Source organism: Nocardia arthritidis NBRC 100137 (assembly GCF_001612765.1).
Taxonomy (GTDB): Bacteria; Actinomycetota; Actinomycetes; order Mycobacteriales; family Mycobacteriaceae; genus Nocardia; species Nocardia arthritidis.
The window spans coordinates 45,988-66,013 of the sequence record NZ_BDBB01000013.1; the positions used below are offsets into that span (position 1 = coordinate 45,988).

Sequence of the window (20,026 nt, forward strand, 5' to 3'; positions counted from 1 at the left end):
ATAATCGCGTGGGTACCGATCTCGAGTGGGTAACAGCAGCCGGGGAGACGGGGAGGGAGGACGCGATGCGGCCCAGTCTTCCGGACGGGCGCAGTGGCGCACAGGAGAACGAGGGTTCGCTCGGCTGTAGCCGGCGCACCGCGCTCACTTGCGCCGCCGTCCTGGCCGTCGCGGATCTACTAGGCGTCGACGCCGCCGCGGTGTCGACCAGTTCGCCCTTCACCGATCTCGGCCTCGGTTCCACTCAACTCGCGAGGCTGACCGCCCATCTCGAAGACGCCATAGGAGTCGAGGTTCCGCTGACCGCGATCTACGACCATCCGGACATCGAACAGCTTGTCGAGTATCTCGCGATGCGATGAGCGGCGCGCCCACTTACCCCGTCGGCTCGCATCCACCCGTCTCCGTCATCGGCATCGGCTGCCGACTTCCCGGAGCGGCGAGCGTCGCCGAGTTCTGGCAGCTGCTGATCGAGGGCCGGGACGCCACGTCCAGCCCGCCCGCCGGGCGGCTGAGCTCCCGCCGCGGCGGGTACCTCGACGACGTCGAGTCCTTCGACAACGACTGGTTCGCCATCTCCGAGCGCGAGGCCGCGGTCATGGATCCGCAGCAGCGGCTCGCGCTGGAGGTCGCGGTCGAGGCGCTCGACGACGCCGGGATCGGCTACCGCGTGCGGGGTTCCGGCGCCGCCGTCGTCTTCGGCGCTTCGGGGTACGACCACGGCATCGCGGTACTCGGCCGGGCCGGCCACGACGCGCCCTACGCGGTGACCGGGTCCGCGCTCAGCATCATCGCCAACCGGCTGTCGTACGTGCTCGATCTGCACGGACCGAGCCTGGTGCTCGACAGCGCCTGCTCGTCCTCCCTCGCCGCGGTGGACCTCGCCGTCCGACTGCTCGCCGACGGCACGGTCCCGTTCGCCATCGTGGGCGGCGTCAATCTCGTCTTGCTGGAGCACACCTCGAACTACCTGGCCGAGAGCGGGGTCCTGTCGCCCGGCGGGCGGTCGGCGCCGTTCGACGTCACCGCCGACGGCTACACCCGCGGCGACGGCTGCGCCGTGGTGGTGCTGCAACGCAGTTCGGACGCGGTACGCGAGGGCAACCGGGTCTACGCGGAGATCGTCGGAAGCGCCGTCGGATCGGACGGGCGCTCGAACGGTCTGTACGCGCCCAACGGCCGGGCGCAGCAGGAGACGTTGCGCGCCGCCTGGTCGCGGGCCGGGCGCACGCCGGGGCGCGCGGGCTACATCGAATGTCACGGCACGGGTACTCCGTTGGGTGACGCGGTGGAAGTCGGCGCGCTCGCCGCCGCGCTCGGCGACAGCGCGGGCGATCCGATCTGGATCGGCTCGGTGAAGTCGAACATCGGGCATCTGGAGGCCGCCGCCGGAGTCACCGGGATGGTGAAGACCGCGCTGTCCATCCATCACGGGATGATCGCCCCGACGATCAACGTCCACACCGAACACCCGTTGCTGCACTTGGCCGAGCGCGGCCTGCGGGTGCCGACCGAGCCGGTGGACTGGAGCCGGGTGGCCGCTCCGGAGCGCGTGGCGGGGGTCAGCTCGTTCGGATTCGGCGGCACGATCGCGCACATCGTGCTCCGCGGCGTCGGCCCGGCCCGGCCCGGCCGTGCTGAGCACTTCCCGATTCTGCTGACGCTCACCGCACGCGACGAGGAGGAACTGCGCGAACGCGCACAGCGGCTGGCCGGCGAACTGGACCAGGCGCGGCCGCCGCTGCCCGAGTTCGCCTCGGCTGCGGCGAGATCGCTTCCCGAGCAGGCCCGGGCAGCGGTCCTCGCGCATGATCACGCCGACGCGGTGCACCGGCTGCGCGCTTTCGGACACGGCGACGCCGGCGCGGTGCTCGGCCCAGTGGTGAACCGCCGCCGCGGTGGGCTGTTGTTCCTGTTCTCCGGGCAAGGCGGCCAGCATCCGAAGATGGGCCGCGAGCTGGCGGCGCGGTATCCGGTCTTCGCCGCCGCGCTCGCCGAGACGACCGACGCGATCGTGGCGGCGGGCGGGCCGCGAGTGTGGACACCGCGCCACGGTTTCGCCTCCTCGAGTGAGACGCAAGCCACCGATCTGGTGCAGCCCGCGTTGTTCGTGTTCCAGATGGCACTGGTGAAATTGCTAACGGCGTGGGGGGTTCGGCCCGACGCGGTGGCGGGGCACAGCCTGGGTGAGATCGCGGCGGCGGCGGTCAGCGGTGCGCTGTCGGTCGCGGACGCGGCGCGTGTGGTGGTGCTGCGCAGCGCGACCCTGGCGCATCTGGACGGGCGCGGCGCGATGGCGGTCCTCGAGGCGCACCCGGACGAAGCGGCCAAACTCGTGGAGCCGATGCGGGCGGAGGTCGCCATCGCCGCGGTGAACGGCCCGAGATCGGTGGTCGTGTCCGGCACGCCACGCTATGTCGACACGCTGGTGCGGCGGGCCACGCGCCGCAACATGTTCGCGCGCAAGCTCGCGGTCGACTTCGCCGCGCACAGCCCACAGGTCGTTACCGTGCTCGCGCCTTTCGTCGCGGCGTTGACCGAGATCACCGCCCGGACGCCGCGCGTACCGGTGTACTCGACGGCGCGGCGCGGCACGAAACTCACCACGGCGGCGATGGACCGCGACTACTGGTCCGAGAACGCAACGGGCACAGTGGAATTGGCGGCCGCCCTGGAACGCGCGGCGGACGAGGGCATCTCGACCGTGGTCGAGATCGGCCCGCATCCGGTTCTGCTCCCGGCGGTGCGGGAGTATCCGGACTTCCGCGACGGCACGCATGCCGTGGCGCTGCGCGATGACGAGGCGAGCGGCTTTCTCACCGGCTTGGCGCGGCTGTACCTGGAGGGGCGACCGGTCGACTGGTCCGCCCTCGGTCCGTTCGGCCCGCTCACCCCGCGGCAGTGGCGCAAGCGGAAGTTCCCGCTGCTGGTGGCCGGGCCCGCGAGCGCGCACGTCCCCGAATCCGCGTTCGCCACCGAGGATCTCGCTCATCACGTGGTGCAGGGCGAGGGCGTCGTCCCCGCCGTCTTCTGGCTGCGCAGGCTGCTGCGACTCGCCCAAGACACCGCCGGGACCGCCGCCCTGGCCGACTTCGCCGTGCACGAGCGAACCGATCCGGGCGTGCTGCCCGAGGTCGTCTACCGCGGGCCGGGAGCGGAGCAAAGCGTGCGGGCGGAGGTCACAGGCACCGGGACGCTGGCTTCGGCCCGGCCCGCCGGTGACCCCACACCCGCGGATATCGTCGCATGGATGCGGGTGGTCGATGCAAACCGGGCCGCCCGGCACCACATGCGCGTCATCACCACCGGCGCTTTCTACCAGGAATTGCGCCGCAGGCGGCTGGAGTACGGTCCCCGGTTCCGCACGCTGCGCGGTATCGCGGCGGGCACCGGCCGAGCGCTGGGCTTGTTCGACGCCGCTGAATTGCATCGCACCGCAACGCTGGACGGTTGCCTGCACGTACTCACCGCAGCGGTGTTCGACGAGTTGCCCACCGCGTCGATTCCACTGCCGATCGGCATCGACTCGGCCTGGCTGTCGCACGAGCCGAACCGCCATGTGCTCGAAGTGCACGCGCTGGTGCGGGAGCGCGGCGACACCGGACTGGTCGGGGACGTCATCGCGACCGACCAGCACGGCGTGCCCTGTCTCGCCTTCTCCGGCGTGCGCATCCGTTACGCCGACCCCGGCACGGAGGAGGGGCTCGACCCACTTCGCACGGTACGTGCCGACGAAACGCAGATCGCGCCCTTCCGTCACGAGGTTTGGCAAGCTCGCGATCCCGGCTCGCTCGGGATCGGTGACGCGGCAGAGAGCGTCGTGCGGCGCGCGGTGGTGGTGGGTGCTTCGGATCTCGCGGTACGGCTCGCCCGCGCGCTGGACGCCGAGCTGCCGACCGAGCGGATCGCACACGAACCTGACGCCGCGAGCCCGCTCGTCGCCGCGGTCCTCGCCGGGCGCGGCGGCGGCCACGCCGTAGTGGCCGTCTGGCCCGCGGACTCCGGCGGGAGCGACGACCAGAACGCCGCCGCGGCGACCAGTCGCGTACTCGAACTGCTGCAACTGGTTTGCGCCCACGCCGCCACCGCGTCCGTGACGGTTGTACTCCCGCTGCGGGACGCGGCGCGTTCACTCTCGCGGCCCGACGAGCCGCCCGGCGCGCCGATCTCGATCATCCCCGCCGCGATCGCAGGGCTGGTTCGATCGCTCCAGCTCGAGACGGGCCGGACGGTACGGCTGATCTGGACCGACCCCGACCTCAGGAACTTGCCGCCGCTCACCCGTCTGGTGACGGCTACCGACAGCGCGACTCCCGGCGAGCTGCGCCTGTCGGCGGGTGAGGTCGCGGTGCGGCGCTTCGCGCCCGCGCGAGCGCGCGCCCTTCCGGTTGCCGGCATCGATGCGAACGGAACCTACGTCGTCACCGGCGGGCTGGGCACGCTCGGTTCGGTCGCCGTGCGCTGGTTACTCGACGGAGGCGCGCGCGACGTGGTTGTGCTGACCCGCGCGCCCCGGCCGGTGCCCGCGCTGCTCGACGGCTTGGAGGACCGCATCGTCGTGGTGCGCTGCGACGCCGCCGACCGGGACGATCTGGCGAACGCGCTCAGCGATATCCGAGCCTCCGACTCCGCGATTCGCGGCGTCGTGCATGCGGCGGGCGTGCTGGAGGACGCCGGGTTCGACGCGGTCACCACCGGCCAGGTGGCCAGGACGTTCCTGCCCAAATCCACCGCGGCGGGCAATCTGATCGAGCTCACCGCGCCCGACGCCACGGATTTCGTCCTGCTGTTCTCCTCGGCCACAGGTGCGCTCGGAGCGCCGGGGCAGGCCGCCTACGCCGCCGCCAACGCGGCGATGGACGCCCTGGCCCAGCGTGATCCGGGCAGGCGGATTCTGAGCGTCGGCTGGGGGCTGTGGGATTCCGGCCTCGCCGCGGCCGCAGGCGGGGCGGCCCATCTGCGGCGCGCGGGCATCGGGGCGTTCGACCTGCGGCGCGGAAGCGCCGTACTGTCCCAGGCCCTGCGCTACGACGGCCCGTACCTGCTCGCCCTGGAGTACACCCCGACGACCGACATGTCCCCGGTCGCGGCGCGTTTGGCGAATCTGCTGGTGCCGACGCCGGATTCGAGCATCGCTTCCACCCGGCACACCGCGACCGAGCCCACGCCCGCGCCCGCGGAGCCGACCGAACCGCTGACCACGATCATCCGCCGGGTGCTCGCGAGCACGCTCGATCTGCCCGCCGAGCACATCGACCCCGCCGCCGACTTCAACGAGCTGGGGCTCAGCTCGCTGCTCGCGATCGAGATGCGACGGAATCTGGAATCGCTGCTGCGCGTGCGGATCGCCACCGCGGAGTTGTTCAAGCACCCCACCATCACCGCCCTCGGCGCGGCCCTGCTCGAGCGTGTCGCCACGAATACCGGAGACGCCTCGTGAGCAGCGACCCGCACCCGGCAGGCAATGGCCTCGCCACGTCGGTGGCCGCGTGGGCCGCCATCCGGCCGGACGAGCCGGCTTTCACCGAACTGCGCTTCCGCGTGCAGGAACGAGTGCCCGTCACGCTGACCTACGCCCGTCTGCATGCCGCGGCGGGCGCGCTGGCCGCACGATTACGGCGGGAGAGCGCGCCCGGCGACCGAGTGGCCCTTCTCTGCGCCCACGGCATCGACTACGCGGTGGCGTTCCTCGCATGCCTGTACAGCAATCGAGTCGCGGTGCCGCTGTTCCCGGCCGCGGGCGCGCGCAACCGCGACCGGCTGCACGCCGTCCTGGCCGACGCCCGGCCCACGCTCAGCCTGCTCTCGGCGCACGACGAGATCACCGCGCCGATCCTCGGTCCCGCGCCGGGCCGGATAGTCACCTTGCCCGCGAATCTCTCGGCAGCGGAGTGGGGTTCGGCCGATCAGTTTCTGTCGAACGCTCATCCGGTGCTCGCAACGGCGGGTGCGGCCGACGCGGTCGCGCGGCAGGCGGAATCATCGCGGGCGCCTTCCGGTACGCCGGACATGCGTCCAGCCGCTTCGATCGCGGGTTCGGCCGCGGTGGACTTCGCGGCCGCGCCCGTGATCGACCCGGTGGGCGACGAGCTCGCCTACTTGCAGTACACCTCCGGCTCGACCAAATCTCCCGCCGGCGTCCGGGTCACCCACAAGAACCTCGCCACGGCGTTGACGCAGCTCGGGCACGCCGTGTCGGTCGCGGACGATCGGCCCGTCGTGACCTGGCTGCCGTTCTTCCACGACATGGGGTTGATCCTCGGCCTTTCGCTGCCGCTGTTCCTGGGCGTGCACGGCATCACCCTTGCGCCCGCGGAGTTCGTGAAGCGCCCTGTCCGCTGGCTGCGCGCGATCTCCGACTATCGTGCCGGTACCACGGGGTGTCCCAATTTCGGCCTGAAGCTCGCGGTCTCCGGCACTACCCCCGCCGAGCGGGCCGGGCTGGACCTGTCCGGGCTCGACCTCGTGCTCAACGGCTCGGAACCGGTCCGCGCCGACGCGCTCACCGAATTCACCGAGACCTTCGGCCCATACGGCTTCCGCCATCACGCGCACACCCCTGGCTTCGGCTTGGCCGAAGCCACGCTCACGGTCACCGTCTGCGACCAGCACGAGGACCCGGTATGGCAGCACTTCGATCGTGCCGCGCTGGCCGAAGGACGCGTGGTCGCGCTACCCGAGGCAGCGCCGGGATACCGGGACGGCGTGCCGCTGGTCGGGTGCGGCGCGCCCGTCGGGCAGGAGCTGCGAATCGTCGATCCGGAAGCCGGGACCGTGCTGCCCGCCGGACGCGTCGGCGAGATCTGGGTAGCCGGAGACAATGTGTGCGACGGGTATTTCGGCAGGCCGGATGCCACCGAGGAGACCTTCGGCGCCACCGTGCCGGGGAGCGCCGCCCGCTGGCTGCGCACCGGCGATCTCGGGTTCCAGCACGAGGGGCAGCTCTACGTCGCGGGCCGCCGCAAAGACGTCATCGTGGTCGACGGGCGAAATCACTATCCCGCCGATATCGAGGCGACGGTGCAGATATGCGCCTCGGAGGTCCGGCCGGGCCACGTGACGGCGTTCGGGCACGACGACGGGCTTCGCGAAGACCTGGTCGTGGTCGCCGAACTCGTCACGATCGGCGGCTGCGAGACCATCGAACTGTTCGCCCTGGCCCGGCGCATCCGCACCGCGGTCGCGGCCACCCACGAGGTGATGCCCGGTGCGGTGCTGCTCGTGGAGCCGGGGCGGATTCCCAAGACCAGCAGCGGCAAGCTCCGCCGCGGCGAGTGCAGGGCCCGCTACCTCGCGGGCCGGCTGCACCCGGTCGCCATGATCTGAGGTCAGCGGATTTCCGCGAAGCGAACAGTCCTGACGAGGACGCGCTTGTTCAGGAATCGGCTCGGCCCATGAGGCGATCGGTCTCGCGCCGCTCACGCTTGGTGGGCCGTCCGGCGCCGCGGTCGCGGCGGGGCAGGCTCGCCACGATCTCGCGCGGGGGAGGAGGCGGACTGCGATCGATCAAGCATTGCGCCGCGATCGGAGCGCCGACACGCTTTGTGACAATCCGCTCCACGATGACGATGCGTTCGATACCGCCGGCGCGGATGCGTACCTCGTCACCGGGGCGTACGGGTTGGGCGGGCTTGGCCGTCGCGCCGTTCACCCGGACGTGCCCACCGCGACATGCCTCCGAGGCAGCGGATCTGGTTTTGAACAGGCGCACCGCCCAGGTCCACGAGTCGACGCGGGCCTGGGTCGCAGTGCTCTGGATGCCGGATTCGGCGCGGGCCACTCGTCAGACGATACGGCGTGCGGTGACCACCATGTCGGGGCGCAGCGGTGTGTAGGACACCGGCGTACCCGACTGCACCGCGTTCAGCAGCTTGTTGTCGCCCGCGTAGATGCCGACGTGACCGCCGCCGTTGGTGATGACGATGTCGCCCGGCTGCAGGTCGTGGTAGGCGACCGGAGCGCCGACATGCGACTGCTCGAAGCTGGTGCGGGGCAGTTCGACGCCCGCCTGGCGGAACGCCCACTGGACGAGGCCGGAGCAGTCGAAGGCCCGGGGACCCGCGGCGCCCCAGGAGTACTGGGCGCCGACCTTGGTCTTGGCGGCGTCGAGGGCGATATCGCCCGGGGAGTTCTGCTGCTGGCCGAACAGGCCCGGCAGCATCGGCGCGAAATTGGGCGCCTGCGGAGCGACCTGCTGCTGCGCCTGGGGAGCCGCGGGGGCAGCCGCGAGCGCCTGCTGGATCTGCTGGTTGAGCTGCTGGACCGGCTGTTCCCATTCTTGCGGAACGTCGAAATTGCCGACACCGGGAACGTTGATGGTCGCGGCCATGGCCGGAATCGCGGGCATGGCGCCAGTAGCGGCCACCGCACCCATGACAATCGCACCCTTGACGGAATTCGGAACCCGAGAATCCCGTTGCAAGCTGTGTTTACCCACCGAGCTACGTCTCCGATCTTGCTGCTCTCCCGCCGACCGGGTTAGCTGACGGGTTCGGACCGGGAGAGCGGCCCTACCTCGCGACCGAAAATGGCCGCAAGGATTCACCCCAGACGAACCTGTGGGTCCCCGGCACGACAGCCGAGACCAGTTGGCCCCGACAGCCGTTAAGGCGGTAACTAGTGGCGCCGTTTCACTTACGAAGCGACTTGTTCCACTAAGTCACGAGAAGATTACGGTGCGGACGCGATGTTGTCCAGCGCACAGAGCTGCGACTTTTCCATCACCACCGAACCCGCGACGACATGGCGGAAAACGGCCATCGGGCCCCGGGTCACGACCGGATCTCGTTCGGCGGGGCCGGGTCACCGAAAGGACAACCCCGCCCCGCACGGGCACCCGGCGTCAAGACCGCGAGCCGTGCACCGCGCGCTCGAGCTCGTCGATCCTGCGGCGCGCCTCGGCCAGTTCGACCTCGAGCCCGCCGAGTGCCATGACCAGCGGCCCGACCGCAAGATCGGCGACCAGTTGGGGATCGTCGTAGCCGCGTTCGATCGCGACGAGGATGTTGGACCGGATGCGCTGGGCCACCGTGGCGCCCGCCGGAACATTCCAGGACCCGACCACTTCGGCGAGGCCGGGAGGGTTGGGTTCGTCGGACATGCCCCTCCGTTCCCGCGCGTCGATACCGCGCGACCATTCTGGCGAACCGCCACCAGCCTAGAGAACCGGCGGCGAGAGCAATAGTGCAATACGGACCGCTAGGGCTCTCTAGGACACGCCGTAGACGCGCCCAGATTATCCGGACGAAACGCGCTACGGTGTCAGGGCATGGACCCCGTGCGGAATCCGTATGCCCCCGGAGCGGGACAGCGCCCACCCGAATTAGCCGGGCGCGACAAGCAACTCACCGCTTTCGACATCGTGCTCGAACGCGTCGCGCGCGGCCGCCCGGAACGCAGCGTGATGCTCACGGGCTTGCGCGGGGTCGGAAAGACGGTGCTGCTCAACCAGCTTCGCTCCGCGGCGATCTCCCGGGGGTGGGGCACCGGCAAGATCGAGGCGCGGCCGGACCAGGAACTGCGCCGCCCGCTGTCCTCGGCGCTGCACATGGCGGCGCGGGCGATCGCCACGTCGCACCGGAATCCGGAGCGGGTGGACGACTTCCTCGGCATACTCAAGGCGTTCGCGTTGCGGGCCACCGCGGACAAGGGCATGCGAGAACGCTGGCAACCCGGCATCGACGTACCGGCGGTCAGCGGTCGGGCCGATTCCGGCGACATCGAGATCGATCTGGTGGAACTGCTGGTCGAGGCGGCGGCACTGGCCGGCGACATCGGCGTCGGCATCGCGATCTTCATCGACGAGATGCAGGATCTCGGGCCCGCGGACATCTCCGCGATCTGCGGCGCATGCCACGAACTGAGCCAGGACGCCGCGCCGCTGATCGTGGTCGGCGCGGGCCTCCCACACTTGCCCGCGGTGCTCTCCGCCTCGAAGAGCTACTCGGAGCGACTGTTCAGCTACCACCGCATCGACCGCTTGGACCGGGAATCCGCCGACCAAGCGCTGATCGCGCCGGCCCAGCGCGAAGACGTGAAGTTCACCGACGAGGCGCTGGACGCGCTGTACCGCAAGGCCGATGGCTATCCGTATTTCGTGCAGGCATACGGCAAGGCCGCCTGGGATCAGGCGCCCGAGAGTCCGATCACGGCCGAGGACGTCGAGGTGGCCTCACCCGCCGCCGAGGAGGAGCTGGCGGTCGGGTTCTTCGGGTCCCGTTACGAGCGGGCTACCCCCGCCGAACGCGAATACATGCGCGCTATGGCCGACCTGGCCGGCGACGACGGCCCGGTGGCGACCGCGGCAGTGGCCAACGAACTCGGCCGCAAACCGGCTTCCCTTTCCCCCGCCCGCGACGGCCTGATCAAGAAAGGGCTGATCTACTCCGCCGAACGCGGCACGATCGGCTTCACGGTGCCGCACTTCGGCCGCTATCTGCGCTCGGTCTGAGCGTCGCCCGGCGACGCGGGCGGCGGCGCATTGCCGACTATGGCCATCTCTTCCAAGATCAATAGATATTCGTAGATTTATCTCGACCAGCAGCCCTACCGATGGGTAACAAACCCTCCTACACTCGGATGTGATCCTGATCACGTCCGAGGAGGACATCATGGCGACAGCCGCGAAAGTCGACGCCACCGAAGAACAGGCCCGCGCACTGGTCGAGGAGTCGCGCGAAACGAGTTGGGCCAAGCCGTCGTTCGCCAAGGAGATGTTCCTGGGACGGTTCCGGCTCGACCTGATCCACCCGTATCCGCAGCCCGGCCCGGAAGACGCCGAGCGCACCGAGGCGTTCCTGTCCCGGCTGCGCACGCTGTGCGAGTCCATCGACGGATCGGTGATCGAAGCGGAGAGCCGGATCCCGGACGAGTACGTCAAGGGCTTGGCCGAGCTCGGCTGCTTCGGCCTGAAGATCCCGCAATCGTATGGCGGCCAGGGTCTCTCCCAGCTCGGCTACAACCGCGCGCTGATGCTGGTCGGCTCGACGCACCCGAGCCTCGGCGTCCTGCTCTCGGCGCACCAGTCCATCGGCGTGCCCGAGCCGCTAAAGCTGGCTGGCACCGACGAGCAGAAGGCCGAGTTCCTGCCCCGTTGCGCGGCCGGGGCGGTCAGCGCGTTCCTGCTCACCGAGCCCGATGTCGGCTCCGACCCGGCCAGGATGGCCAGCACCGCGACGCCGACCGAAGACGGCGAGGCCTACGTGCTCAACGGCGTCAAGCTGTGGACCACCAACGGCGTGGTCGCCGAACTGCTGGTGGTGATGGCCCGGGTGCCCAAGAGCGAGGGGCATCGCGGCGGCATCTCGGCCTTCGTGGTCGAGGCCGATTCCCCGGGGATCACCGTGGAGCGGCGCAACTCCTTCATGGGCCTGCGCGGCATCGAGAACGGCTTGACCCGGATGCACAACGTCCGGGTGCCCAAGCGCAACCTGATCGGCCGGGAGGGCGACGGCCTGAAGATCGCGCTCACCACGCTGAACGCGGGCAGGCTCGCCATCCCCGCCCTGTGCACCGCCGCCGCAAAGTGGTCGTTGAAGATCGCGCGCGAGTGGAGCACGCAGCGCGTGCAGTGGGGCAGGCCGGTCGGCGAGCACGCGGCCGTGGGTCAGAAGATCGCCTTCATCGCGGCCACCACGTTCGCGCTGGAAGCGGCGCTCGACCTGTCGGCGACCATGTCCGACGAGGGCCGCAACGACATCCGGATCGAGGCGGCGCTGGCCAAGCTGTGGGCCAGCGAGATGAGCTGTCAGATCGCCGACGAACTGGTTCAGATCCGCGGCGGCCGCGGCTACGAGACGGCGGCTTCGCTCGCCGCTCGGGGCGAGCGGGCTGTCCCGGCCGAGCAGTTGGTGCGCGATCTGCGGATCAACCGCATCTTCGAGGGCTCCAGCGAGATCATGCGGCTGCTGATCGCCAGGGAGATGGCCGACGCGCACATGGCCGCCGCGGGCGCGCTGGTCGACCGCAAGGCCGAACTCAAGGACAAGGCGAAGGCGGCGGTCGGGGCGACGGGTTTCTACGCCAAGTGGTTCCCGCAGCTGGCGGTCGGAGCGGGGACGGTGCCCGCGGCGTACACCGAATTCGGCGTATTGGCCCGGCACTTACGGTTCGTCGAGCGCAGTGCGCGCAAGCAGGCGAGGTCGCTGATGTACGCGATGGGCCGCTGGCAGGCGGGCCTGGAATACCGGCAGAACTTCCTCGGCCGCATCGTCGATATCGGCGCCGAGCTGTTCGCCATGTCGGCGGCCTGCGTGCGGGCCGAGGCCCTGCGCGCCGCCGACGCGCCGGAGAGCAAGGCGGCCGAAGAATTGGCCGACGCCTTCTGCAGGCAGTCCCGCGTGCGCGTGCGCAGGCTGTTCGACTCGCTGTGGGAGAACACCGACGATGACGACCGCACCCTCACCCGCGGCGTGCTCGACGGCCGCTACGAGTGGCTGGAGGACGGCGTGCTCGACCCGAGCGAGGGAACCGGGCCGTGGATCGCGGAGTGGCAGATGGGTCCGTCGACCGAGGAGAACCTGCTGCGCCCGTTCCTGCCGTCTACGCGCCCCCGCGCCGGGTCCTGATCGCCGCCGGTCCGTCGCGGCCGCCCGACGTCGGCCGCGGCGGGCGGTCGCTCGCGCATTATTCGCGAGTCTCGGATATATCCTAGAAAGCCCCGATTCTCCCTACCGCTCGCACGGAAGCCCGAAGTGCGCAGTGCAATCTAAATGAATCTAGTTTCTGAGCTATTCACTCGTAGATTTTCCTGTGAACGCGACGGCAGCTGCCGGATCGACCGGCAGCCTCAGTTGCGCAACGTATGCGTAACGGCGGGTGTGGGCCGCTAACGGCGCGGAAATCCAGTTCGACAACTGGACAGAAGCGCCGAACATGCGCCTCGCTCACAGGAGAGTGTCATGTCCACGAGCATCGCCCGCCGCGCCGCCGATCACGACGGACACCGCGTCACGGTGTCGGCCGATGACGGCATTCCCCTCGCGGTCCGCGTCTTCGGCGCCGACGACGCCACCGCCACCGTGGTCTTCGTCCACGGCCACTGCCTTGGCGGCGAATCCTGGTCCTACCTGCGTGAGCTGCTGCTGCGACAATGGGAGAGCGACACCAGGATGGTGTTCTACGACCACCGCGGCCACGGCGGATCCGGGACGGCGCACCCGTCGACCTACACCATCGAGCAGCTCGGCCACGACCTGGACGCCGTGCTGCGCACGGTCGCGCCGACCGGGCCGGTGATCCTGGTCGGCCATTCCATGGGCGCCATGGTGGTGCTCGCCTACGCCCGGCTCCATCCCGAGGCCATCGGCACGCGCATCACCGGCGTCGGGCTGCTCGCGGCCGCGGCCGCCGGAATCACCGAGGTCGGGCTGGCGCGCCTGCTGAACCGGCGGGCGGTGAGCTCGCTGCAAGCGGCCGTCACCCGAGCTCCGCGCGTGATGCAGGCGTCCAGGCGCCTGACTCGTCGCCTGTGCACGCCGATCCTGCGCGAGGCCGAATTCGGCACCAGAAAGGCGAGCCCGCGCATGACCGCGCTGGCCACCGCGATGCTGAACGAAACGCCGCTGCTGACCATGGCCGGCTTCCTGCATTCACTGATCACCTTCGACGAGACGGCGAGCCTGCACCGCCTCGGCGTCATTCCCGCGCTGGTGCTGGCAGGGTCCGCGGACATCATCTTCCCGTTCGCGCACTCGGTGGCACTGGCCTCTCAACTGGCCGGCGCCGAGCTGGTCCGCCTGGAGGGCGCCGGACACAGTGTGATGCTCGAACGGGCCGAAGAAGTCGCGCTGTCCATCGCCGGACTCGTGGAACGAGCCTTCGCCGCGGCATGCTCCGGCACCGGGTACGCCACTGCCGGCTGAACCCTCGGCAACCGAGGGGCAATCATCTGATTTCCGCCCGGCACGAGCCAGGAACAAAATCTTTCTGTACTGTGTTGTAGATCACGTTGTGCGGTGGGTCACACAGCTTGATGTCGCGCGGTCCAAGGCAGACGGGCAACCGCGCATCACGGCATCGAGTTCGCATATCCGCCAGGGAATTCAGGAGGTCTCGATGACACGCAGCGAACTTGCGGAACTACGCTACGCGGTCGGCCAGCTCCGGCAATCCATCGGCGTACTGCGCAACCAGTACGGCGACGCCAGCACGGTACGCAGGCTGGAGAACGACCTCGAGCGGCTCGTCATCGACGCCGACGAGTTCGAGAAGTCACCGCCGCCGGAGGTGCGGCGCAGCGCCCAGGACGTCATCTACGTGCCGGACAGCAAGTCCGATGAGGCCGCCTGGATGGGCGCGCAGGACGAGGGGCTGGGCTTTCACTCCCGTCCGCGGACGAAGTAGTCCCGTGCTGGGCGGTGCGGAGCCGCCCATCACGGTGCGTTGCGGCCCGGCGGCGGCAGGGTCCGCGTGTCAGTGGGGCACGCGGCATCCACGCTCGAACAGGGCGGCGATCGTGGCCGAACGCCATGGCCCTCGATGCGCGGCGTCCGCGTGCCGCCAGAGTTCGAGAGCAGCGACGTCGACACGATGCGCGGGCGGACCGCTCTCAGCGCGATCGACCGCCGTCGTCGACACCCGCTCGACCAACGTGTGTGCCGTGACCGCTCGACTCGCCATCGCTCACGTCGATCTCGGGGCGCGGTCGATGTCACGCTGATGTCCCGAGGCGGCACTTTCCGCAGAACTGCGCAGACCCGGGGCGACCGAGTGCGAAGCCGGTTCGACGGCGTCCTCGAGCGCGAAGCCGGTGCGACGGGCCACCGAGTGTGACTCCGGTGCGACGGGGTCACCCGAGTACGAAGCCGGTTCGACCCGCAATCGAGTGCGAAACCGGTACGACCGGGCACCCAACGGCGACGCCGGTTCGACCGGCAATCGCGTGCGAAACCGGTTGGATTCGCAATCGAGGCGGCGGGCGCCCCCAAGCCCGAAGGCGCCGGAATCGGACCCGCACCGCCGACCAGGACGACCATCCGGTGAGTTCGAGTTCCTCGGTCCGAGCCACGTACCACAGCCGCCCGCATCGGTGCCGCGAGCTCGGATCACCCGGCATGAGCACCTCGTCCGGCGGCATCGGTCGCCTCGCCCGAATCTTGTTTCGCACGAGTCGAGTTCGAAAAGTCCGGTTAGCCCGCTACGCGACGTAAGCAATCAAGCGGCACGCGGGATGTGGCGCAAATCATACGGTTGACGGCGGGCTTGGTTTGTCGAGACCCCGCTCGATCCATAGCGCACGTGTCGTATGGTGCTCAGCATCACATTCGATTGCGGAGGTAACGATGACCAACCGCACACAAGATCAGCGAGGCATCCACCTGTGAGTGCCGCACCGACCGCCGCCCCGGAAGCGGGCACCGGCGTATTCAGCAGAACAAGGGCCCGGATCTCGGAACGCACATTGCGCACCGACCGATGGTGGATCCCCCCACTCGTCACGGTGCTCGGACTCGCCGCGTTCGTCATCTACGCGACGGTCAGATCGTATGTGCGCACGGCGTATTGGGTTCCGGACTACCACTATCTGACCCCGTTCTACTCACCGTGCCTGAGCACTTCCTGCGTCGAGGGTTCCAGCCATTTCGGCACCCCATTGGGCGAACTGCCGGTGTTGTTGCCGCTGGGCTTCGTGGTGCTGCCCTTCCTGCTCGGCTTCCGCCTGACCTGCTACTACTACCGCAAGGCCTACTACCGGTCGGTGTGGTTCTCGCCGCCCGCCTGCGCTGTGGCCGAGCCGCACGCCAAGTACACCGGTGAGACCAGGCTGCCGCTGATCATCCAGAACGCGCACCGCTACTTCTTCTATGTGGCCCTGGTCGTTTCGGTGATCAACACCTACGACGCCATCGTCGCGTTCCACGGCAAATCCGGAGGCTTCGGTTTCGGCCTCGGCAATATCGTGCTGCTGGTCAATGTGATCCTGCTGTGGGCCTACACGCTGTCGTGCCACTCGTGCAGGCATATCGCGGGCGGACGGCTCAAGCATTTCTCGGGCCATCCGGTGCGCTATTGGTTCTGGACGCAGGTCTCCAAGCTGAACACCCGGCACATGGCGCTGGCCTGGACCACTCTCGGCACGCTCGTGCTGACCGACTTCTACGTCATGTTGGTTGCCAGCCAAACGATTTCGGATCTGCGGTTCATCGACTGACCGCCTCATCGAGGAGTTTTTCTGCATGGCAGAAGTGGAACGGCACAACTACGACGTCGTCGTGATCGGAGCGGGCGGCGCCGGATTGCGGGCGGTCATCGAAGCCAGAGAGCACGGGCTGTCGGTCGCGGTGGTGTGCAAATCGCTGTTCGGCAAGGCCCACACCGTGATGGCCGAGGGCGGCTGCGCGGCGTCGATGGGCAACGCCAACGAAAAGGACAATTGGCAGGTTCACTTCCGGGACACGATGCGCGGCGGCAAGTTCCTCAACAACTGGCGCATGGCGGAACTGCATGCCCAGGAAGCGCCCGACCGGGTGTGGGAACTGGAGACCTACGGCGCGCTGTTCGATCGGACGCCCGACGGCCGCATCAGCCAGCGCAACTTCGGTGGCCACACCTACCCGCGGCTGGCCCACGTCGGCGACCGGACCGGCCTGGAGATCATCCGCACGATGCAGCAGAAGATCGTCTCGCTGCAGCAGGAAGATTTCGCCGAGACCGGTGACTACGAGAAGCGCATCAAGGTCTTCGCCGAATGCACCATCACCGAATTGCTCAAGGACGGTGACCGCATCTCCGGCGCGTTCGGCTACTGGCGCGAATCGGGCCGCTTCATCCTGTTCGAGAGCCCCGCGGTGGTGCTGGCGACCGGTGGCATCGGCAAGTCGTACAAGGTGACCTCGAATTCCTGGGAGTACACCGGCGACGGGCACGCGCTGGCGCTGCGCGCGGGCGCGACGCTGATCAACATGGAGTTCCTGCAGTTCCACCCGACCGGCATGGTCTGGCCGCCCAGCGTGAAGGGCATCCTGGTCACCGAGGGTGTGCGCGGTGACGGCGGGGTGCTGAAGAACACCGAGGGCAAGCGGTTCATGTTCGACTACATTCCGCCGGTCTTCAAAGGGCAGTACGCCGAGACCGAGGAAGAGGCCGACCAATGGCTGCGCGATAACGACTCCGCACGTCGCACGCCGGATCTGCTGCCGCGTGACGAGGTCGCCCGCGCCATCAACGAAGAGGTCAAAGCCGGGCGCGGCACCGAGCACGGCGGCGTCTTCCTCGACATCGCCTCCCGGATGCCCGCCGAGGAGATCGTGCGGCGGCTTCCCTCGATGCACCACCAGTTCAAGGAACTCGCGGACGTCGACATCACCAAGGAGCCGATGGAGGTCGGGCCGACCTGTCACTACGTGATGGGCGGTGTCGAGGTCGATCCGGACACGGGTGCGGCCACGGTGCCGGGACTGTTCGCCGCGGGCGAGTGCTCCGGCGGCATGCACGGCTCCAATCGCCTGGGCGGGAATTCGCTGTCCGACCTGCTGGTCTTCGGCCGCAGGGCCGGACTCGGCGCCGCCGCCTACGTGGAGCGGCTCGGCGCGCGGCCGTCGGTCTCGGAGGACGACGTCACGAAGGCCGCGAAGGCCGCCGTCGCTCCGTTCGATCCTCCTGCCGACGGCAAGGGCGAGAACCCGTACACCTTGCACACCGATCTGCAGCAGACGATGAACGACCTGGTCGGCATCATCCGCAAGGAACACGAAGTGCGTGAGGCGATCGACAAACTCGCCGAGTTGCGCGCCCGGTTCCGTCAGGTGACCGTGGAGGGCCACCGCCAGTTCAATCCCGGCTGGCACCTCGCCCTCGATATGCAGAACATGCTGCTGGTCAGCGAATGCGTGGCACACGCGGCGCTGCTGCGGACCGAGAGCCGCGGCGGGCACACCCGCGACGACCACCCGTCGATGGATCCCGCTTGGCGCAACAAACTGCTGGTCTGCGCGGTGGATCCGAGCACGGCCGGCGATCCGATCCCGGGCGTCACCGTGACACGCAAGGAACAGCAACCGATGCGATCGGACCTGCTCGCCCTCTTCGATCTCGGCGAGCTCGAGAAGTACTACACCCCGGATGAACTCGCCGGGCACCCGGCCGCGGCCGGGCAATCGACGGAGCGAGAGGCGTAACGATGGGTTACGACGCCAAATTCCGCGTATGGCGCGGCGATCTCGACGGCGGAGAACTGCACGACTTCACCGTGTTGGTGAACGAGGGCGAGGTGGTGCTCGACATCATCCACCGGCTACAGGCCACCCAGGCGCCGGACCTGGCCGTGCGCTGGAACTGTAAGGCGGGCAAGTGCGGTTCTTGCTCGGCCGAAGTGAACGGGCGGCCGCGCCTGCTGTGCATGACGCGGATGTCCACCTTCACCGAGGACGAAGTGATCACGGTGACGCCGATGCGCACCTTCCCCGTGATCAAGGATCTCGTGACGGACGTATCGTTCAATTACGAGAAAGCCCGGGAGATCCAGTCGTTCACACCACCCGCCGATCTCAAACCGGGCGAGTACCGGATGAAGCAGGTCGATGTGGAGCGTTCCCAGGAATTCCGCAAGTGCATCGAATGCTTCCTGTGCCAGAACACCTGCCACGTGGTACGCGATCACGACGAGAACAAGAAATCGTTCTCGGGGCCGCGCTATCTGATGCGGATCGCCGAACTGGAGATGCATCCGCTGGACGTCGGAGACCGGACCGAACTCGCCCAGGACGAGCACGGGCTCGGTCTGTGCAACATCACCAAATGCTGCACCGAGGTCTGCCCGGAACATATCAAGATCACCGACAACGCGCTGATCCCGATGAAGGAACGGGTGGCCGACCGCAAATACGATCCGCTGGTCTGGCTGGGCAACAAGCTGTTTCGCCGTTAGCGGCGGGGAGGACCGGCCGGGGCGATCCCCGGCCGGTCGGCGCACCCTTACAACATGGCCACGACACCGAAGGCAACGATCCACACCAGCAGGCCGACGAGCAACGCCGACAGCAGCGAGTGGGTGAGGACGAAGACTCCGACCGCCGCCACTGCGAACAACAGCGCGACGATCAGCCATTCCACCCAATCGTCCGGCCGCAATCTCTTGTGTCGGGGATGGGAACTCTTGAGCCCACGGTCCACAGATTGTTGGCTACCCGTATCGGGACCAGGCAAACGTCTTTTCGTTGCCGAATATGCGTCGTTCCGTGATCTTCGGAACCCGCCGCGCCTTATCGCGGCCGGTCGAACTCACCGTCTTGCACACCTGCGGTGAAGGCGGCCCACTCGCCGGGCGTGAAGATCAACACCGGCCCGTCCGGGTCCTGTCCGTTGCGCATTCCCACATGGCCGTCTGCCAGTAGCGCCACCTCGACGCTGTCGTTCCCCGGCCCTTCTCCGGCCTTCCGCCACGTGGCGCCGGTCAGGTCTATGTTCGCGTTGCCTTGAATGCTCACGAATTGGACTCCTTCGTTGTCTGCCGCGGCAGACGTGTACGGACCGAGAACCCCAGCACTCCCACTGGACGCACTCACGCGCGCCCGATATTACCGCCGCCGACCGGCGCTGTAGGGCGAACAGCAGGCCGAAAGTCGGGCCCGGTATCCCCCCACCGCCACGGTTTCCCGCCCGTCGCCGCAGCGCGCTCCGCCTGCCCTCAACGGCGGCGCGGCGCCGGATCCGCCCACGCGCGGATGGCCGCGACCACCTCCCGCCCGGACGGGCGAAACCTGTTGCGCGGCGGCACGATCCACGATCGGATCGCTCCGACCGAAGCGGTCGGGGATGGCAACGCGATCGTCGATCCGGTGCGGGATACCGAGACGTTCAGCCGGAACAATTCCGCGAACAGGCGCGTATCGTTTTCGGGCAGATCCGGCACGATCAAGAAGGTCCATCGATTCGAGCGCGGGTGCGCCAGGATAGGGCCGAGCCGGACGCGTTTGCTCTGCATATGCGCCTTGACCGCCTGTCCCAGGCTGCTCGGCATCGTCAACGCCCACACCGATCCGGCGCGCATCACGATCCGGCCGAGTCCGGGTGGGTCGACAACGGCGGG

16 protein-coding genes and 1 riboswitch are annotated in these 20,026 nt (G+C 68.7%); of the genes, 10 read left to right on the plus strand and 6 right to left on the minus strand.

Annotation, left to right across the window (positions count from 1 at the left end):
* Positions 1-65: 65 nt before the first annotated feature.
* From NA8_RS11090 to NA8_RS11100, 3 genes are read left to right on the plus strand one after another with little or no spacing between them, the layout of a single operon-like run.
* On the plus strand, positions 66-362 hold the full coding sequence (locus tag NA8_RS11090; protein ID WP_084466693.1) for an acyl carrier protein: 297 nt from the start codon (positions 66-68) through the stop codon (positions 360-362).
* On the plus strand, positions 359-5,440 hold the full coding sequence (locus NA8_RS11095; protein ID WP_063050293.1) for a type I polyketide synthase: 5,082 nt from the start codon (positions 359-361) through the stop codon (positions 5,438-5,440). The genes NA8_RS11090 and NA8_RS11095 overlap by 4 nt, the downstream gene beginning before the upstream one ends.
* Complete coding sequence (locus NA8_RS11100) at positions 5,437-7,326, plus strand: fatty acyl-AMP ligase (RefSeq protein ID WP_063050294.1); 1,890 nt, start codon at positions 5,437-5,439, stop codon at positions 7,324-7,326. The genes NA8_RS11095 and NA8_RS11100 overlap by 4 nt, the downstream gene beginning before the upstream one ends.
* 49 nt (positions 7,327-7,375) lie before the next feature.
* Here the strand turns inward: NA8_RS11100 and NA8_RS11105 are convergent, their stop codons facing one another.
* The 3 genes from NA8_RS11105 to NA8_RS11115 all read right to left on the minus strand — a co-directional run bounded on the left by NA8_RS11105 (position 7,376) and on the right by NA8_RS11115 (position 9,100).
* A complete protein-coding gene (locus tag NA8_RS11105) occupies positions 7,376-7,780 on the minus strand; it encodes an RNA-binding S4 domain-containing protein (RefSeq protein WP_245663774.1) in 405 nt (134 codons plus the stop codon).
* Positions 7,781-7,783: 3 nt separating this feature from the next.
* Positions 7,784-8,374 carry a C40 family peptidase gene (locus NA8_RS11110; protein WP_040871243.1) on the minus strand — a complete coding sequence of 197 codons (591 nt, stop codon included), beginning with the start codon at positions 8,372-8,374 and terminating at the stop codon, positions 7,784-7,786.
* A gap of 78 nt (positions 8,375-8,452) precedes the next feature.
* Positions 8,453-8,622, minus strand: a riboswitch (cyclic di-AMP (ydaO/yuaA leader).
* 220 nt (positions 8,623-8,842) lie between these two features.
* Positions 8,843-9,100, minus strand: coding sequence for a hypothetical protein (locus tag NA8_RS11115; RefSeq protein ID WP_063050295.1), 258 nt, complete (start codon positions 9,098-9,100; stop codon positions 8,843-8,845).
* A 168-nt stretch (positions 9,101-9,268) separates the two neighbouring features.
* Here NA8_RS11115 and NA8_RS11120 point away from each other — a divergent pair, with 168 nt between their 5' ends.
* From NA8_RS11120 to NA8_RS11160, 7 genes are all read left to right on the plus strand, one after another.
* Entirely contained in the window at positions 9,269-10,450 is a 1,182-nt protein-coding gene (locus tag NA8_RS11120) for an ATP-binding protein (protein WP_063050296.1), read from the plus strand.
* 160 nt (positions 10,451-10,610) lie between these two features.
* On the plus strand, positions 10,611-12,566 hold the full coding sequence (locus NA8_RS11125) for an acyl-CoA dehydrogenase family protein (RefSeq protein WP_063050410.1): 1,956 nt from the start codon (positions 10,611-10,613) through the stop codon (positions 12,564-12,566).
* 333 nt (positions 12,567-12,899) lie between these two features.
* A complete protein-coding gene (locus NA8_RS11130) occupies positions 12,900-13,862 on the plus strand; it encodes an alpha/beta fold hydrolase (RefSeq protein WP_063050297.1) in 963 nt (320 codons plus the stop codon).
* A gap of 193 nt (positions 13,863-14,055) precedes the next feature.
* Complete coding sequence (locus NA8_RS11135) at positions 14,056-14,343, plus strand: Rv0250c family protein (RefSeq protein ID WP_040871251.1); 288 nt, start codon at positions 14,056-14,058, stop codon at positions 14,341-14,343.
* Positions 14,344-15,319: 976 nt separating this feature from the next.
* Positions 15,320-16,150, plus strand: a complete 831-nt coding sequence (gene sdhC, locus NA8_RS11150; protein WP_063050300.1) for a succinate dehydrogenase subunit SdhC — start codon at positions 15,320-15,322, stop codon at positions 16,148-16,150.
* A gap of 25 nt (positions 16,151-16,175) precedes the next feature.
* Positions 16,176-18,116, plus strand: coding sequence for a fumarate reductase/succinate dehydrogenase flavoprotein subunit (locus NA8_RS11155; protein WP_063050301.1), 1,941 nt, complete (start codon positions 16,176-16,178; stop codon positions 18,114-18,116).
* Between the two features lie 2 nt (positions 18,117-18,118).
* Complete coding sequence (locus NA8_RS11160) at positions 18,119-18,865, plus strand: succinate dehydrogenase/fumarate reductase iron-sulfur subunit (RefSeq protein WP_063050302.1); 747 nt, start codon at positions 18,119-18,121, stop codon at positions 18,863-18,865.
* 47 nt (positions 18,866-18,912) lie between these two features.
* On the opposite strand, the gene NA8_RS33700 is transcribed toward NA8_RS11160, so the two are convergent.
* The 3 genes from NA8_RS33700 to NA8_RS11175 form a co-directional block, all read right to left on the minus strand.
* Positions 18,913-19,110 (minus strand): hypothetical protein, encoded by a 198-nt coding sequence (locus NA8_RS33700; RefSeq protein WP_063050303.1) that lies wholly within the window; start codon positions 19,108-19,110, stop codon positions 18,913-18,915.
* An 89-nt stretch (positions 19,111-19,199) separates the two neighbouring features.
* Positions 19,200-19,424 carry a DUF397 domain-containing protein gene (locus NA8_RS11170; RefSeq protein WP_063050304.1) on the minus strand — a complete coding sequence of 75 codons (225 nt, stop codon included), beginning with the start codon at positions 19,422-19,424 and terminating at the stop codon, positions 19,200-19,202.
* 200 nt (positions 19,425-19,624) lie between these two features.
* A complete protein-coding gene (locus NA8_RS11175) occupies positions 19,625-19,957 on the minus strand; it encodes a DUF1616 domain-containing protein (protein ID WP_245663775.1) in 333 nt (110 codons plus the stop codon).
* Positions 19,958-20,026: the final 69 nt, after the last annotated feature.